This is a genomic window from Nocardia sp. CS682 (assembly GCF_004634405.1).
GTDB classification, from domain to species: domain Bacteria; phylum Actinomycetota; class Actinomycetes; order Mycobacteriales; family Mycobacteriaceae; genus Nocardia; species Nocardia ninae.
The window spans coordinates 6,903,131-6,920,676 of sequence record NZ_CP029710.1 but is presented as its reverse complement, the minus strand read 5'-3'; the positions used below and the strand labels follow the sequence as shown (position 1 = coordinate 6,920,676).

At 65.4% G+C, this 17,546-nt stretch carries 14 protein-coding genes; 7 read left to right on the top strand and 7 right to left on the bottom strand.

Annotated elements, in window-relative coordinates; genetic code table 11:
• Nucleotides 1-114 precede the first annotated feature (114 nt).
• From DMB37_RS31260 to DMB37_RS31245, 4 genes are all read right to left on the bottom strand, one after another.
• Nucleotides 115-957 carry an alpha/beta fold hydrolase gene (locus DMB37_RS31260; protein WP_135235744.1) on the bottom strand — a complete coding sequence of 281 codons (843 nt, stop codon included), beginning with the start codon at nt 955-957 and terminating at the stop codon, nt 115-117.
• 154 nt (nt 958-1,111) lie between these two features.
• Nucleotides 1,112-1,648, bottom strand: coding sequence for a hypothetical protein (locus tag DMB37_RS31255; RefSeq protein WP_135235743.1), 537 nt, complete (start codon nt 1,646-1,648; stop codon nt 1,112-1,114).
• Between the two features lie 445 nt (nt 1,649-2,093).
• Complete coding sequence (locus DMB37_RS31250) at nt 2,094-2,822, bottom strand: DUF899 family protein (protein WP_135235742.1); 729 nt, start codon at nt 2,820-2,822, stop codon at nt 2,094-2,096.
• A gap of 116 nt (nt 2,823-2,938) precedes the next feature.
• Entirely contained in the window at nt 2,939-3,301 is a 363-nt protein-coding gene (locus DMB37_RS31245; RefSeq protein ID WP_135235741.1) for a cupin domain-containing protein, read from the bottom strand.
• Between the two features lie 514 nt (nt 3,302-3,815).
• Between DMB37_RS31245 and DMB37_RS31240 the strand changes: the two genes are divergently transcribed.
• Nucleotides 3,816-4,355, top strand: coding sequence for a hypothetical protein (locus tag DMB37_RS31240; protein WP_135235740.1), 540 nt, complete (start codon nt 3,816-3,818; stop codon nt 4,353-4,355).
• A 306-nt stretch (nt 4,356-4,661) separates the two neighbouring features.
• Nucleotides 4,662-6,254, top strand: a complete 1,593-nt coding sequence (locus tag DMB37_RS31235; RefSeq protein WP_206055047.1) for a restriction endonuclease — start codon at nt 4,662-4,664, stop codon at nt 6,252-6,254.
• 697 nt (nt 6,255-6,951) lie between these two features.
• Here DMB37_RS31235 and DMB37_RS41500 read toward each other — a convergent pair.
• On the bottom strand, nt 6,952-7,212 hold the full coding sequence (locus DMB37_RS41500; protein WP_240772596.1) for a dihydrofolate reductase family protein: 261 nt from the start codon (nt 7,210-7,212) through the stop codon (nt 6,952-6,954).
• Between DMB37_RS41500 and DMB37_RS41495 the strand changes: the two genes are divergently transcribed.
• From DMB37_RS41495 to DMB37_RS31200, 5 genes are all read left to right on the top strand, one after another.
• Nucleotides 7,093-7,488 carry a winged helix-turn-helix transcriptional regulator gene (locus tag DMB37_RS41495; RefSeq protein ID WP_240772621.1) on the top strand — a complete coding sequence of 132 codons (396 nt, stop codon included), beginning with the start codon at nt 7,093-7,095 and terminating at the stop codon, nt 7,486-7,488. The genes DMB37_RS41500 and DMB37_RS41495 overlap by 120 nt on opposite strands.
• 247 nt (nt 7,489-7,735) lie before the next feature.
• Complete coding sequence (locus DMB37_RS31215; RefSeq protein ID WP_135235739.1) at nt 7,736-9,133, top strand: class I adenylate-forming enzyme family protein; 1,398 nt, start codon at nt 7,736-7,738, stop codon at nt 9,131-9,133.
• A gap of 23 nt (nt 9,134-9,156) precedes the next feature.
• Nucleotides 9,157-10,725, top strand: a complete 1,569-nt coding sequence (locus DMB37_RS31210; RefSeq protein WP_135235738.1) for an NAD(P)-binding domain-containing protein — start codon at nt 9,157-9,159, stop codon at nt 10,723-10,725.
• On the top strand, nt 10,722-11,795 hold the full coding sequence (locus DMB37_RS31205; RefSeq protein WP_135235737.1) for an alpha-hydroxy acid oxidase: 1,074 nt from the start codon (nt 10,722-10,724) through the stop codon (nt 11,793-11,795). Before DMB37_RS31210 ends, DMB37_RS31205 begins: the two co-directional genes overlap by 4 nt.
• The gene (locus DMB37_RS31200; protein WP_135235736.1) at nt 11,792-13,174 is read left to right on the top strand and encodes a cytochrome P450; all 1,383 of its coding nucleotides are present in this window, start codon (nt 11,792-11,794) and stop codon (nt 13,172-13,174) included. Before DMB37_RS31205 ends, DMB37_RS31200 begins: the two co-directional genes overlap by 4 nt.
• A gap of 10 nt (nt 13,175-13,184) precedes the next feature.
• On the opposite strand, the gene DMB37_RS31195 is transcribed toward DMB37_RS31200, so the two are convergent.
• Entirely contained in the window at nt 13,185-14,318 is a 1,134-nt protein-coding gene (locus DMB37_RS31195; RefSeq protein WP_135235735.1) for an asparaginase, read from the bottom strand.
• A 130-nt stretch (nt 14,319-14,448) separates the two neighbouring features.
• Nucleotides 14,449-17,460 (bottom strand): glycoside hydrolase family 38 C-terminal domain-containing protein, encoded by a 3,012-nt coding sequence (locus DMB37_RS31190; protein ID WP_135235734.1) that lies wholly within the window; start codon nt 17,458-17,460, stop codon nt 14,449-14,451.
• Nucleotides 17,461-17,546 lie beyond the last annotated feature (86 nt).

Genomic DNA, 17,546 nt, shown 5'->3' with positions numbered 1-17,546 from the left:
GCGGCTTCGCGTGGTCGACGACGACAAGCGCCGCCCTCGCCCGCCGTGCCGAGGGCCAATCCCTGCGTGAGATCGACCGTGGCGTCAACGTCAGCCTCGCGTCGCCAGCGACGCTCAGAAAAGATCCGGCGTCGCCGGCGGCACATCGTCGAGGAACGCACTCACCATCGGTGCGAGTACCGTTGTCTCCCCGGAGATGCCGATATGCGACGTCGCCGGCAGCATCACCAAGCGTGCGGCCGGAACCTTCTGCAGCATCCCCGACGCTGCCGCTTCCTCGTCACCGCCGCCGCGCAGCTTGAACATTGCCAGCGCATGCTCCGGCTTCACCGCATCCGCATCACCGACGATGACCATCGTCTTCGCAGACATCGAACGCATCTCCGCGTCGCTGATGTTCTGGTCATTGATGTTCAGGACTTTCATCTTTTCGAGGTAGGCGCCGAACGCCGTGGCGTCCGGCGTGTGCTCCATGAAGGCCTGCTCGATGGGCGTACCGGCAAACGCTGTGGCGCTGATACTTTCGATGCCCGCCAGCACCGCCGGGTACCAGCCGTCCTTGCGGTAGGTGGCGGACATCGAGACCAGCTTGTCGACGAGCGTCGGGTGACGGAGCGCGAGTTGCAGCGCGACCCCGCCGCCCTGCGAGTAACCCATCACGTCCGCGCGCTCAACGTTCAACGCGCGCAACAGTGCCGCGGCATCGTCGGCGAACTGCTCGTAAGACATCTCACGCGAAGTGTCCGGGGTGCGGCCGTGCCCTTGCTGATCGAAGACGATCACAGCACGTTGATCCGCGAAGGCGGAGACCCACGCTTGCATCGAGTCGGTGGCCATGAACGCGCCCGGGATAAGCAGCAACGGAGACGTTTCCGACGTGCCGAGCTCGCCATACACTTCGTAGTAGAGGCTCAGACCGTTGATCGGCAGGTGACCATAGTTCGACGGCTTAATCACGTTTTCTCCCAAGGCTCGGATGAATCGGCTCTTAGCTGTAGACGACAGACGGCTACCGAAATCATCGCGCTCGGGATCCGTGCACCGTGACCTTCCAGCCCCGCCCCATGCTGCGGGACACCGCCGGTGATGATCGCCAGCGGTCGCCCCGCCGTCACCGCCGCGCCTCCGTCGACCCCTTCACCCACGCCGGGCCGGTCAGGAACCAAATGACGGTGATGAGCCCCAAAGGCTCAATCACCTCGCGCAGCGCGGCGGCCTGCTCCGCGTCGGCCACCGTCACCGACAGGCCGAAGCACACAGCCAGCGCGATCGCGGCCGCGACCAGCCATTTGACGAACGATTTCGTCTCGTGCTGCACAGCTTCCGGCCCGTGCTTGGGGCGTTTCGCCGGCCGCGGCGCGCCCGCGAACCGGTATGCGAACCAACCGTCGAGCCAGGCGATGGTCGATTTGCCGAAGACCACGGTCCAGCCGAGATAGATCCCCGCGAGCCGGTGCACACCCGTGACCTGCGCACCCTGATACACATCGATGGCCACCGCGGTGACCAAGGCCACGTCGATCAGCGGAACCATCGCCAGCACAAGCGAACTCGCCTGCCGCCAGCGCACCACATAGCGCAACAGCAGCCCGGTCGCGGCGAGAACCCAGAACGCGACCTCGCAGGTCAGAATTATGGTCACCATCATCGCTGTCACCGCACTTGTCGGAGTGTGCTCGCACAAGCGAGCGGAGTGATCATGGTCTCGCCGTCTGCCCGAGCCGTCGTCCTCCTTTGTGACGACTTCCGGTACCAAATCAGCCGATCGCGTCCGGCGGGAACGGTGGCCGGTCGGCCAGCCGGACCACGACCAGCCGCGGGCCGCTGCCCGCCGGCGCGTCGCCGACGGTCTTCGCCAGCAGGTGCGGTTCCGACACCACCGCTGTGCGCGCGGCAGCGCGCCAGGAGCGCGCACGCCAACCCGAGGCACCGGACAGACGCTACCGATGCCATCAGTGAGAGCCACTTGATCGCGCCGGGCTCGCTACGCCTTCCCCGGCCGAAGCGCGATCTTGCCCTCAACCCTGACCCAGCCCCTAGCGGCCGTCCACCCCCATTTCACCGGTGCGAATCACCTTGTGGCCGAGATGAATTCAGCTGTTCTGCCCACTGGGACTCGCGACAGCAGCTCCGTTCGGGCCGTAGAGCCGGGCGACGTCGGGCGAGCCGAGCCATTTGGAGTAGGTCGGCGACTTCGGCCAACCGTCGGGTGAATCCTGCCATTCCTCCTGGCGGCCCCACGGCAGGGTGTCGATCAGTGCGAAGGTGTAGCTGAGCTGTTCGGTGCCGCGGCCAGTGGTGTGCCAGGTGCGGTAGACCTTGTCGCCGTCGCGGAGGAAGACGTTCACTCCGAATTCCCCGCCGGGCGGCGCGTCGACGTCGGCACCGAACGAGCTCTCCGACGAGGAGTACCAGTCCATTTTGTTGCCGACTTTTGTCTTGTACGCCAACGCTTCTTCGATGGGCCCGTTGGTGACGATGACGAAGCGGGCATCGTAGGGTTCGAGGAAGCCCAGCCGGGCCCACTGCGACGTGAGCCCGGTACAGCCGCCACACTGCCATTCCGCGCCGTCGGACCACATGTGGTGGTAGACGATGAGTTGGGAACGCCCGTCGAATACGTCGACCAGCCGGACGGGGCCACCCGGACCGATCAGCGTGTAATCCGGGAGCTCGACCATCGGCAGCCTGCGGCGTTGCGCGGCGATGGCGTCGAGTTCACGGGTGGCGGCTTTCTCCCGGATACGCAATTCGTCGAGCGCGGCCCGCCAGGTCTGCTGATCGACGACTGGAGGAAGGGCTTTGGTGGTCTGCTCAGTCACGGTTTCTCCCGAGGTTCGGATGAATCGGCTCTGATGTGTAGACGAGACACAGCTGCAGAAATCATCGCGCTCGGGGTCCGTGCCCGGTGGCCTTTTCGGCTGCCCGAAGCCGGATCTCACCGCTTGGCGTAGTCGTCGAAACCCTGCCAATCGATCATGACGCACGGTTCGTCGCCGACCGTCCAGGCGTCGTGTCCGGGTGCCGCCATCATGAAGTCGCCAGGGCCGTATTCCTGCTTCTCGCCGTCGTCCATGACCACCACCATGTGTCCCGAGACGCAGTACCCCATGTGCGGCGCTTGGCAACTGTCGGTCTGCGCGATCGGCTTCACGTGTTCCGACCAACGCCAGCCGGGTTCGAAAATCGCCCTACCCACCGCGCCGGCCTCGAGGTTGACCAGATCGAGCTTTCCTTTGCCGTCCTCGAACGTGCGAGTCTCCTCGGGCGAATCGAAACTCTTGCGTACCAAACCAGACATGATTGTTCTCCTAGCCACTACAGTCCCCGAATTTCTGAAGGATCGGCGGCTGCACGGCCCGCATCGGATAGCCGGTCCACGGCTGTGCTGTTCGGGCCCATTGCTAGTCACCACTCTTCGAGGGTCGACTCGACGGCGGTCCGCGCCGCCGACTCGTGATGCGACACCCACCCCACCCGCGGTGCTGTCGTAACCTGCGCGCATGATCAAAATGTGATGCATGTCACAGACTACTCGGTCTGGGCTCGAGCGCAATATCGCCGACAACTCGGAGCACAGCCATGAACCGAGTCATCACCCCGTAGTGATCAGTCGGCCGCCCGCCGAACCGGTGAGTTCTCCACGGGGTTTGCCGGTCGAACCTCGACCGTCAACCCGACGCGTCAACACCCGCTGCCATACGGCGGACACCTGACCCGCAAGGAATCCCGCGGGCACACCACTCCCGCTTTCAAACCCTCCACTCTTCATGTCTTGTACCTCATGCTGTAGAGGAGTCGGTGGGAGGAGCAAAATGAGTGTGCTCGGCAACGCCATATCTGCACTAGCCGTTCTGTCGGGTGTCCTACTCGGCGGATGGCTCGCCATCCGGAACCAAGACCGTCAGTGGCGTCGTGACCACCAGCGCGAGTGGCGAGACATTCGGATGGCGACCTACAACGAGTTCGCAGCGGCGTACCGGCAATATGTCGCCTTCGCGGTTACCCCAGAGGCACGCATCTCAGCAACACCCCATCCATGGACCACCGGTGAACTCATGCCGTTCTTCGACGAGGCGGGGCGCCCGTACAAGGAGCGACTCGAATCCGCATGGGTTTCTGCCAGGTTGGCCTACGAGTCCATAGAAACAGCGAGAGCTGGCTTGCGCGTACTGACCGCTGCACGGCAGGTAGCCGCAGCGCGAGGGACGCATAGTGCGAGCGAAATACCATCCGAGCTATTCAAAGAGCTATGGACCGCCCAGGACTCGTTCGTGGCCGCCGCGAGAAAGGAGCTGGGCCTCGCCGCCATATGGGAATTCCGAGATCCACAGCAAGAAGGCGCACAACAGTAGCCGAGCGCAGCCGGTGGTTCCCTTGGCTGGCCGCAGCCGAGGCGAGTTCTGCGCGCCGCCAGGCTGCGGACTCTCCACGCCTGAGGCGACGCGAGTTAGTTAGCTTGTGGGGCTCGTGCAGTCCGCCGGCGACTGCAACGTTTTGAGCTGCGCCACGATAACAGGGCAGATTCGCAATACCGCACACAGTCTTCTCACTATGACCCGCCGGATTGTGGTACGGCGATAAGCTGAGCCCATGCCGAGAGGGGGTTGCAGGTGGCACGGCGTAGACGTGGCTTCCTAGCTGAATTGCAGTATCAGGCGATGCTGAAGGAGCGCGAACAACAGCGATACCGAGCGCAGCAGCAACGGTTGCTCGAACAGGCAGAGCGGGAGCGACTGCGCGCGTTGAAGGCCGCCGAGCGGGCGACAGCTCAAGCCGCGCGGGAACAACGAGCATTTCACATCGAGCAACAGCAGTCCTATGCGGCTCAACTGTCGGCAACAGTTCGGGAACAAGCCACCGAACTGGGGTCCATTCTGGTCAATCACAGTCGAGCGGATCGGATTTTTGCGCTCGATCATCTCAACCAGGTATTCACGCCACAACCCTTCGTGCCCGACCCAGTCCTAGCGACGCCGATACCCACTCCCCTATGGGAACAGTTCGCGCCACCTCAGCCCACTGGCCTGCGGAGATTGCTTCGCGCCAGCTACCAACGGCGGGTCGAGCAGAGACAATCCGCGTTCAACGAAGCGATCGAATGGCATGCTCGCCGTGAACGCGAACGTCAAACAGCCCTCGCTATGGCCGCCGACCGGCACCAAGCAGAAGAACAAGGTCGGGCGGAAGTAGCTGCCGAGCACAATGCCCGAGTCGAAGAACTCCGACAAGGTGTCGAAGCGCGCGACCCCGCACTGATAGCCGAGGTTTTCGAGCTGTTCCTCGAAGCATCTCAACTTCCGACTGAACTTCCGATCGATGCGGATGTCGCGTACCAGCCAGAGGCGCGACGACTACTGGTCGTCCGACGGCTGCCTGGAATAGATGTCGTCCCCGCAGAACGAGAATTCCGATATGTGCGCACCCGAGACGAGATCGTGCCGACGCCACGGCCCGCCAAGGAGGTCCGACAGATGTATACGGACCTGCTTGCCCAACTGGTCTTGCTGACCATGCGTGACGCTTTCGCTGTCCAACCGACAACGCTGGTATGCGAAGTGGCGGTCAATGCACAGGTGGCTGGCACAGATAAGGCAACGGGCAGACCAACGGATCTGTGCCTGATCAGCGTCTCGGCCACCCGCGATCAATTCAGCGGATTCATCCTGACCGAACTGAGTCCGGTCGACTGCCTACGCCATCTCAACGCATTGGTCTCCCCGCACCCGTGGGACCTTGAACCCATCCGGCCGATCTTCGATCCCGACTTATCTCGGTACAAGTTCATAGATGCCGTGGATGTAGCCGCAGGGCTGGACGCCCGACCCGTTCTGCTTGATCTCAGGCCAGCTGAATTCGAACACCTGGTGCGGGAACTGTTCGAAGCAATGGGTATGGAGTCGTGGGTGACGCAGGCATCCAGAGACGACGGCGTCGATGGTGTGGCGATCAATAAGGATCCAATCATGGGCGGTGTCTGCGTTATCCAGGCGAAACGCTACAGCCGCGTCGTCGAGGTCGACGCAGTGCGTGCGCTCGCGGGCGTGATGGATGATCTGCGGGCAAGCCGCGGCGTACTTGTCACGACTTCTTGGTTCGGAAAGGCAAGCAAAGACTTCGCTGAGCGGCACGGGCGGATCCAGCTGATCGAAGGCGACGAGTTGAAATTCCTGCTCAAACAACATCTCGATTTGGACGTGGTCGTTGGTACAGGTAGGGCCGCTCGCCGAAAGGGGCCAAATATCAGCCCGTAGTTCCCTGTCGAGGACCACCACCAACGAGCGTCGCTCTTCCGCTGCCGAATACATAGCTTCCGCCATACGGTCCGCGTCGCTCGGACCTCGAGATCGAAGCGGCACACGTGACCCTGACGGCGGTGGAATCCCGACCGCCGGTGCCGAACTCCTGACGCGTCGCCTAGGTGGTCGCCGGGATCGCAGACCGAGAGGCAGGAGGCGCGACGACCGTCCGCGAAGGGTTCCGCGACATCTACCCGAGGTAGGCATGCGCACTGGCCCGGCTGCGCGTGACCAACTTGCGGGTCAAGTCTGCCCATTGAGGACGCACGAGCGGCCTATCGCCTAGAGCACCTGCCGCTGAACCCAACGGCTGCACACCCCCGCCGCCTGCCAGTTCGGCATTCATGTAGATCGCATCTACGTATACGAGATCTACATAGATGCGACCAATATCGAACGCGCCCATGCCCCGTCGCAGCGACAGCAGCCAGCGGAAGTTCAACTGCACCTGCGAAAGACACGAAAATACCCCCGAACCGCATGCGGGTTTCGGGGGTAGTTCTCGGCTGAAGATCTGCTTGTCGGGCTCGTTGAGAACGACGACTCGCTCCTCGTCACGGCCGTAGGGAGTTTCCGGTGTATTTGATTGCGAGGCGGTCGATTATCTCCCAGGCGGCGTCGCCTTCGAGCCCGGACGGTGTGCGGGGATCCGTCAGGGAGCAGGGTGGCCAGGTGGGCGTTGGGGGCGCCGTCGAGGATGCGGCGCACTTCGGGATGGAGGGTCATCGCTGGACCTCGTAGTGCAGGTGGGTGACGCTGGGGCGGGGATGGCTTCGATGAGCCGGAGTCGGACGTGTTCAGGGAGGGATTGAAAGAAGGGGCGGCCGTTGCCGAGCAGGATCGGGATCTGGTGGAGGACCACTTCATCGACGAGGCCGGCTTGCAGCGCGGCGGTCAGGACGCCGCCGCCCATGAGGCTGACGTCTTTGCCATCGGCGAGGGTCGCGAGCGGCGGCGATGGCATCTTCGATGCTGGTGGTCACGAGGTCTGCCGGGCGGAAACCGGGGCTGGGCCGTGACTGAGGAGCACGGCGTCCTCGAACGGCAAGCCTATGACCAGCTGCCACGGTACGAATACGTCCTCCCCGAGAAGGGCACCGAACTGATCGATCTGCTCATCGTCATGACGGGGCTGGGGCGACAAATGGCAGTCGGGCACCGCGGGCCCGCCCGTGCTCTACCGCCATAACGCGTGCGGTGAAATCAGCAATGCCGAACTGCGTTGCGCGCATTGCAATCGGCCTATGCACGCGAACGACGTCACCTCGCTCGCAGGTCCGGGCGCCGCTCAGTGAGCGACGAATGCGCGTCAGGCATCACGTCGTGGTAGGTCGAGACAGCCTGTGCGCCAAGGCCGGAGCGCGACCTACTGGCGACTCGGCCAAACTTGTTGAATCTCAAAGTATCCCAACCCTGAAATCACTATCATCCGAACCGTGAGCTTCCCCGAGTCGATCGTGCAGGCATTGCATGCCGAACCGGGAAAAGTGGTGGTCGAGCATGGATCTCGCGCTGTCACCCGAGGTCAGCTGGTCACGATGATGGGCACGATCGCCGCGGGCCTGCGGCGGTCAGGACTCGGCCCGGGCAGCGGCGTGGCCATGGTGTTGGACGTCAGTGCCGAGTCACTCGCCGCGTACCTCGCGGCATTCACCCTGGGCTGCCGAGTAATCGGCGTTCGGCCGGGCCTGAGCGAGCGACAACAACGGCACGTACTGACCAACGGAGTCGACGCCGTTCTGGACGACGAACGGGTAGCGACTCTGCTACGAAGTCCGGCCGAGCCGTTGACAATCGAAGCGCGTCCGGAGGACTTCGCCCGGATCTGCTACACCAGCGGCACCACCGGCCTGCCCAAAGGTTGTGCCCAGACTTACCGGGCGATGTCCACCCACTGGACTTGGGGCAAGCAGACCTGGAGCCAGGACACCGCAGAGCTGGCTGCCTGCACCGACCGCTACCTCCTGTTCGGCACGCTGGCCAGCGCGGTCGTGCAGGACTACCTCGGATTATGCCTACTCGACGGCGGCACCGCCGTGATCCCGGAACCCGTTGGCCCCCAACTTTTTCCCGAGGTCATAGCGCGGCTACGAATCACCGCCACGATCATGAACGTGCCCCGCCTCTACCAAATGCTGGACACCCTGCGCGGCGCGCCAACGGACACCAGCACCCTGCGTGCCATGGTGGTCGCCGGTTCACCACTCGCCCCGCATCGACTGGCGGAGGCGGTGCAGCTGTTGGGCCCGGTGGTGCACCAGGCCTACGGGCAGACCGAGACCGGCGGTCTGACCACGCTGACACCCCGCGAGATCGACAACGGCATCCTCGCCTCGGTCGGCCGTCCGCTGCCCGGCGTGCAGGTGGACATCCGCGACGGTGAGATCTACGTGCGCACCGACTACATGATGTCGGAGTACTTCGGCGACCCCGCCGAAACCGCCGAGGTACTTGTCGACGGCTGGATCCGCACCCGTGACCTCGGCTACGTCGACGACGGGTACCTCTACCTGACCGGCCGTGCACGCGACGTGATCATCGTGGACGCACTCCCGGTATACGCCGGACCGATCGAGCGAGTGCTGGCCGGCCACCCGGATGTCGATCAGGCTTACGTCGTCGGTGCGGCGGATGACCGCTGCGGAGAAGCTGTGCACGCCTTCATAGTTCCCCGCGCGGACCGCGTACCGGACTCGACCGCCCTGTCCGCCTTGGTGCGCACTGAACTCGGCGAGTCGAGCGTGCCACAGTCCTACACGGTGGTGCCGGAGGCCCCGATCGCGGCGAGCGGCAAGCCGGACAAGAAGGCCTTGCTGGAGCTGTATCCCCGGTAACCGCACGATATTTGGAGGAGACCTTGCCCGAACTCGACTACCTGGTAATCGGCGCTGGGCCGGCCGGCCTCCAAATGGGCCACCATTTGCAGCAGGCCCGCCGCGACTACCTGATCGTGGAGGCCGGCGAGGCTCCCGGCACCTTCTTCAGCAAGTTCCCTCGGCACCGCCAGCTGATCTCCATCAACAAGGTGTACACCGGCTGGGACGACCCCGAACTGAACCTGCGCATGGACTGGAACTCGCTGCTGGCGGGGCCGCTGTTCAAGGAATACACCCAGCGCTTCTTCCCCGCCGCCGACGACATGGTCCGGTACCTCGGTGATTTCGCTGCGACACAGGGCTTGTCGGTCCAGTACGACACGCGGATCGAACGGATCAGCCGGCCCGATGGCTTCGAAGCCGTCGATCAGCACGGCAATGTGCTGCGTGCGCGGCGGTTGATCGTGGCAACCGGCGTCTCGAAACCCTATGTCCCAGAAATCCCTGGCATCGAGACCGCCGAGCTCTACAGCGAAATGTCGACAGATCCAGCGGATTTCACCAACCAGCGAGTGCTGATCATCGGAAAAGGCAACTCGGCCTTCGAGACCGCCGACAACCTGATCGAGCGCGCCGCCGTCATCCACGTCGCCGGTCCGCATTCCCTCCGGCTCGCCTGGCAGACGCACTTCCTCGGCCATCTGCGCGCGGTCAACAATAACTTCCTGGACACCTACCAGCTCAAATCGCAGAACGCGATCCTGGACGGCAATGTCGTCGACATCGCCCGGCAACCGGATTCGTCGTACCTGGTGACGGTGAGCTTCTCCCGCGCCGACGAAGTCACCAAGGACATCCGCTACGACCGGGTGCTCGTGGCGACCGGATTCCGGTTCGACGCCTCGATTTTCGCACCGGAATGCAGGCCCAGCCTGGCGATCAACGATCGGTTCCCGGCCCAGACCTCGGCCTGGGAATCGATCAACGTGCCGGGCCTGTACTTCGCGGGCACGATCACGCAGGAACGCGATTTCAAGAAGTCCACCAGCGCCTTCATCCACGGTTTCCGGTACGCGACACGGGCATTGCACCGGATCCTGGAACAACGCCACCACAACCAGAAGTGGCCGCACCGCCAACTGTCGGGCAGTGCAGGCGAAGTCGGTGCGGCAATTCTGGAGCGGGTGAACCGGACCTCCGCCTTGTGGCAACTGTTCGGCTTTATCGGCGACGTAGTCACGCTCAGCGCGGACGGTTCGGCACGGTACTGGGAGGAACTACCGGTCGATTTCGTCGCCGACGCCGTCGCGGCGGGCTTCCTCGGCGAGGTGGACACCTACTTGGTCATCACCCTTGAATACGGCAAGGACCACGACCGTCTCGACCCATTCGACATCAATGCCCGCCGCATCGCGCAGTCCGACGCCGAGCACGCCCTGGACGGACGCTACCTGCACCCGGTGCTGCGGCAGTACCGCATCGACGGGCAGATCGCGGAGCACCACATCACCGAGAACCTCGAGAACGAGTGGACGCACGAAACAGTGCACCGCAAGCCCCTCGCCGACTTCCTCGACACCGCTCTGCGCGCGCCGGAGCCGATGCGGTGACCAGCCTGGTCGCGCTGGAGCAACAAGCCAAGGAACTGCTCGAGCCGGCGCACTACGACTTCTTCGCCGGTGGGGCCGGAGACGAGCTCGCCATGGCCGATAACGAACAGGCTTTCCGTCGGCTTGCCCTGCTGCCCAGGGTTTTACGGGACACCACCGGCCGGTCGATCGCGACAGATCTGCTCGGCGACCCGAGCACCATGCCGGTGTTCGTGTCCCCCACTGCGTTCCACCGACTGGCCCATCAGGAGGGTGAGCGGGCCACCGCCCGAGGAGTGGCCGCGGCCGGGATCGTCCACATCGCCAGCATGGCCGGAACGGTAGCCATCGATGAAGTCACCACCGCCGCAAGAGAGGTCGACCGAGACGCGCGCGTGTGGTTCCAGCTCTACGTACAGCCCGAGCCGGAGGTTACCGACGAACTCATCCGGCGAGCCGAGCGGGCGGGTTGCACGGCGCTGGTGGTGACGGTCGATTCTCCGGCGTTGGGTCACCGAACCCGGGACGACCACCACAACTTTCACGACCTGCCCGCCGGCATGTACGCGGAAAACATGCGGGGCTTACCGGGCGCGACCGAAAGCGGCGTCCGCCGGATCGCGATGTCGACCGACCTGACCTGGGACCATCTCGCCCGGCTCCGCGAGGCGACGCGACTTCCCTTGGTGCTCAAAGGGATCCTGCACCCCGGGGACGCGCGGCTGGCAGTGGAGCACGGGGCCGACGCGATCCTGGTGTCCAATCACGGCGGACGTCAGCTGGACCTCGCCCCCGCAACCCTGGACGCCCTGCCCGCCATCACCGCCGCAGTGGCCGGTCGGATCCCGATCTTCCTCGACGGCGGAGTACGCCGCGGCTCGGATGTCGTGCTGGCGTTGGCACTGGGCGCCACGGCGGCAGGTGTGGGACGACCGGTGCTGTGGGGCCTGACCGTCGGCGGCGCCAAAGGAGTCACCGAAGTGCTGGACAACCTCCGCGCGGAGATCGAACACACGCTGACGCTGTGCGGGGTGGCCACACTGTCCAAACTCAACGCGAGTCTGGTCACCACCCGAGGGGCGGCGCGATGACCAGGCCGACGTCGATATTGGCGACCGCGGGCGCACTCTGGGCGGTCTCCCGCTGGCTACCCCAGGCCGTGGTGACTCTGCGGGTGTGGATTTTCGCGAAAGTCAACGGCAGCAACGAGATCACTCTTCCCGGCGAACGCGGCGGCCCAGAGCTCTTCCTGCGGCTGTACGCGCACCCGGCCGCCAACGGACGCAGCCGAGGCGCGGCGCTATCCGATCTGTTCTGGTACTGGCTAGCGCCCGGACCAGAGGTACACCAGGAGCACCTCGAGGACGGCCCGCGCTACGACGAGGCGGCACGAACCACCCGAGCCGTGCTGTCCCTGCCCACTGCCGAGATCGAACGGCTCGCCGACCGTTGCGCCCGCCGGGTACTCGACGAACTGCCGCCCCGGCCACTGACTCTCGTTCGACTACGCGACCTGATGATGCCGATCTGGGCAGAGTTCTTCTACGAGTTGGTCTTTCGCGAACCATGCCCACCAACCGCCAGGAACCTGATTGTCGGCAACGCCGACGACGTGGTGACGTCGCTGAAATGTACCGGGCTGCGCCACATGCGCCGACGCGACCGCCTCACCCGGTACCTGCTCGCCAGGATCGATGCGGGCGAGGTGCCGCACCAACTCCCCACGCTGCTCAGCCGACGCGAGCAGGCCCACTACCTACAGGGCGCGTTCTTCAACACTGCCGTCGTACAGATGTCCGAGGGCATGGCGCACCTCCTGCTCGCGATCGCCCAGCACCGAGATGTACAGCGCCGCATCCTCGCCGAACCGGACACGGCATACCTGGATCACGTCCTGGACGAAACACTGCGCCAATTCCCACTTTTCGGCATCGCGCACCGGATCACCACCGCCGACATCGACGTCGGCGACGGCAGCGCCATCCCCGCCGGAACCGTGCTGTGCTTCAACTATCAGGAGTTCGAGCGAACCGGCCACACCGACCCCGACCGCTTCGACCCCGACCGCTGGACCACCCAGCGGGCCAAGGACACCCACCACATCCCCTTCGGCGTAGCAGCCAATCGTCCGTGCCCGGCCTGGCGCCTCTCCCCCATCGCGATGCGCACGGTCACCCGAACAGTGCTGGACCGCTACCGACTACGCTCGTCGGTCTCGCACACCCGCTCCATCCCCCATCGCGCCCCCTGCCTCCTCCTGTCCACCGATGACCCGCCCTCGCCGAACCTGGTGCGCGCGACACTGACCGCACTCCGACTGCGCGACCGTTTCGAGGACGTCTGGCGCGGCCTCACCCAGCTCATCCTGGGCACCTGGATGGTGCTGGACGCGCGCCGCCTGCGCCTCTGCGCACAGTATTTCGACGACCCGCAAACGACGCAGACCTGCCCGATTCCGCACTCCGGTTGAAGCAACTGGCCTATCGGGCGTTGAACTCCTGCTGGACGCGCACCGGGTCGGTGATGCCGACGGTCAGCAGCAGCTGCAACAGCACGCGGGCCTTCGCGGGGTTCAGGTCGGCGGAGGTGGCGAAACCGAGCTCGTCGTCGTTGACCTCGGCGTTGCGCACCACCTCACCGGAGCCGACCCTGGTCGAACGGACGACCACGCGGTCGTCGTTGGCCTTGGCGAGCGCATCGAGCACCGCCTTGGCGGTGTTGCCGTCGCCGACCCCGGCCAGCACAATGCCTTTCGCCCCGTGCCGGACCGCGTCATCGACCTGGTCCGGGCGCATACCGGCATGCGAGTACACAATATCGACGCGTGGCAGCGACGAACCGTCCGGCACCGGGAAACGCGGACGCGTGTGCGACTGCGGTGTTGTGACGAACCGGATCGAGTCTCCGGACACGTACCCCGCAGGCCCGGTGTTGGGTGAGGCGAAGGTCTGCATGCTCGAGGTGTGCGTCTTGGTGACCTCGCGCGCGCTGTGGATGGTGTCGTTCAGCACGACCATCGCGCCACGCCCCCGTGCCGCGGGCGCCGCGGCAATGCTGACGGCGGCGCGCAGATTGGCCGGTCCGTCCGCGCTCAGCGCGTTGGCCGGGCGCACGGCCCCGACCAGCACCACCGGCTTGTCGGTAGCCACGACGTTGTCCAGGAAGAACGAGGTCTCCTCGATCGTGTCGGTGCCGTGGGTGATCACCACACCATCGGTGGCGTTGTCCGCGAAGAGCTGATTGATCCTGCGCGCCAAGGTGAGCCAGATCTCCTCGTTCATATCCTGGCTGCCGATATTGGCGATCGACTCCGCTTGCAGCGTCGCGATCTTGTCGAGGCCGGGCACCGCGGAGATCAGGTCTTGCACGCTGGCTTGCCCTGCCTTGTACCCGACACCCGGTTCCGCGTTGGCCTTTCCGGCGATGGTGCCGCCGGTGGCCAGGATCGTGACCCGCGGCGGCGCGCCTGGTACGGATGGAACGACGGTTGTCGACGGGCTGGGCGGCGCCACGGACGTCACCGCAGCGCCGTTGCCGGAGTCGGCGCCGCAACCGACGACCAGAACGGCAGACAGGGCTAGGCCGAGAAGGGAAATCGTACTGCGGCGTCCCATGGTGGAAGTCCTTTCGGTAACCCGGCGCAGGACCGGCCCGGCTGGTGGCGCCGAGGGGTCACGAACGCCGATGATCTCGACGCTGCGCCTGCTGTCCCCGAGTCTCTCTCGAATACGTCGTTACCGCAGGCTATTCGGCGGCGACCGAACGGGCGAATCGAAGCGTGACGAGTTGGAAAGGCCGCAGCCGCAAGCGGACTGCCATATCTTCCGGGCTCGCGGAGCTGTCCGCAGGCAGTGGCCGCTCCAGCAGATCGCACACCTGGAATCCGGCGGCGTCGAACCCGGGAGTCACCAAGGCCGAGGCGCGGCCGCCCTGCGCTTCGTAAACGCGCAGCACGACATCGCCACTGCCGTCGTCGGCCAGTTTGACCGCGCTGGTCACCACGGCGTCGTTGTCGATGACGAACAGCGGCTCGACGGCTTCGGCGACACCCGGCGTCGGCGGAGTGAGGTTGACGCGGTAGCCCGCATTCACCGCGTCCCCGATCGCGGCACCGGGGAGCAGCGCATGCCGGAAGTGATGTACACCGCGGTCGGTCTGCGGATCCGGGAATCGCGGTGCGCGCAGCAGCGAGGCGCGCACCGTTGTCGTCGTCCCGCCGTCGGCCCGCACCGTGCGGGTGACGTCGTGACCGTAGGTGGCGTCGTTGACGAGCGCCACGCCCCACCCTGGCTCGGCGAAGTGGACGAACCGGTGGGCGCAGGCCTCGAACTTCGCGTACTCCCAGCTGGTGTTGGTGTGGGTGGGCCGGAACAGGTGCCCGAACTGGGTCTCCGAGGCGTAGCGATCGGCGTGGATGTCCAGCGGGAAGGCCAGTTTGAGGAACTTCTCGGTCTCGTGCCAGTCGACGCTGGTCTCGATCTCCAGGGCCCACTCGTGCAGCGTCAGGGTCTGTTCGACGGTCGAGGAGCCGAACGACCGGCCGATTCGCACTACTCCTGAATCCGGTTCTGCCACAACGAAGTCCGCCTCAGTGAGATCGGTGACCCGGTTGCGGTAGAAGATGTCGACATCCCAGGCGTCCCACGAGTTCGGTAGATCCGGGTGCAGCTGCAGCAGATTCGCGACCGACCCCGGCGGAAGGGTCTCACGCAGATGCTCGACGTCGAACACCGACACTACGAGGCCGCGCGCATCCACCTCGACCTGCACGAGCCCGTTGTCGAGCACGTACCCGCCACCCGCGCGCTCGGTCACCGCGCACGGACGAGCCGCCGCCACCGGCCCCGCCGCCCCGGCCGGAATCGAGCGCCACACGTGCGGTGCCGGATTGAAGGCGTTCGGCCCAACCCGCTCGCCGCCGAGCACCCATTTGGCCCGCTCGATCAGCGCCGTCAACTCCTCGGCCACCACCGCGTAGGTCTGCTCCGCCTCGCGGTGCACCCACGCGATCGACGAACCGGGCAGGATGTCGTGGAACTGGTGCAGCAGCACCGTCTTCCAGAGCCGGTCCAGCGCCGCGTACGGGTACTCGACGTTCTTGCGCACCGCCGCCGTCGCAGCCCACAGCTCGGCTTCCCGCAGCAGATGCTCGCTGCGCCGGTTGCCCTGCTTGGTCTTCGACTGACTGGTCAGCGTGCCGCGGTGCAACTCCAGGTATAACTCCCCCACCCAGACGGGCGGGTTCTGATACTCGGCTTCGGCGTTGGCGAAGAACTCGGCGGGCTTGTCCCAGAACACCTTCGGCGAACCTTCGAGGTTCTTCATCCGCGCCGCCTTCGCGACCATCTCCCGCGTCGTCCCGCCGCCACCGTCACCCCAGCCGGTCGGCGCCAACGACCTCGACGCACGCCCCTTGTCCTTGAAATTGCGCGCGGCGTGCGCGATCTCGCGGCCGTGCATGGTGCAGTTGTAGGTGTCGACCGGCGGAAAGTGCGTGAAGATCCGGGTACCGTCGACGCCCTCCCACAGGAAGGTGTGGTGCGGGAACTTGTTGATCTGGCTCCAGGAGATCTTCTGCGTCAGTAGCCATTTGGCACCGGCCGCCTTGATGATCTGCGGCAGCCCCGCGGCGAATCCGAACGTGTCGGGCAACCACACCTCCTGGTTGTCGACGCCGAACTCCTCCAGGAAGAACCGTTTGCCGTGCACGAACTGCCGCGCCATCGCCTCGGAGCCGGGCATATTCGTGTCGGCCTCCACCCACATGCCGCCGGTGGGCACGAATCTCCCGGCTGCCACCGCCTCTTTCACCTTCGCGTAGACCTCGGGCCGGTGCTGCTTGATGAAGTCGTATTGCGCGGCTTGGGACATCGTGAAGACGAACTCCGGTTCGTCGGCCAGCAGCGCGGTCATGTTCGCGGTGGTGCGCGCCACCTTGCGCACCGTCTCGCGCAGCGGCCACAGCCACGCCGAGTCGATGTGCGCGTGCCCGACGGCGGAGATCAGGTGCGCGGACGGGATCGCCGGTGCGGCAAGCACATCGACCAGGCAGGCCCGTGCGGCGGCCGCGGTGGCGTTGACGTTCTGCAAGTCGACGGCGTCGAGTGCCCGCTCGATCGCCCGGACGATGGTGAAGCGGCGCGCGGGGTCTTCCGGCATCTCGTGCATCAGCTCACCGAGCACCTCCAGGTCCAGTACCAGGTTCCAGACCTCTTCGTCGAGTACCGCGAGATCCATTCGACCGAGCCGGTATTGCGGTTCCGTGCCTGCGGTGAGCTTGTCGCCGAGGGCGTTCGGCGCGAAGAAGGGAATGATCGGGTTCGACGCCGCCTCGACGTGCAGCAGCACCTGCTCACCGCCGACCGCCGGGGCGGCCACCCGCACCCACTGGTTACGCGGGTGCAGGCCCTTGACCGGCGATCCGTCCGGCCGATAGACCAGCCCTTCGCACTGGAAGCCGGTCATGTTCCGGTCGAAACCGAGGTCGATGATCGCCTCGACGGTCTTGCCCGCCCACTCGGCGGGCACCGTCCCCTCGACGGTGAGCCAGCTGGTCCCCCACGGCGCGCCCCACGGCGCACCGGACTGGATCGGCGTCCGTGGCGCGGCCAAGCCCTCGGCGACCGGCACCGGCTCATCCGGCGCCACCCAGATCGACGCGGTCAGCGGCACCGACGCCGGGTAGACCGCGGGCATGATCCGCTCCATCAGCACCCGCCCGAGGCGGTCCTCGATCAACCGACGGTCATCGTGCATAGCGGTGGCTCCGATCGGGTCGGGGAACGTGATCAACACACAACCCCCATTCTCCACAGTGCGGTCATTTCTCCGGCGCAATCGGC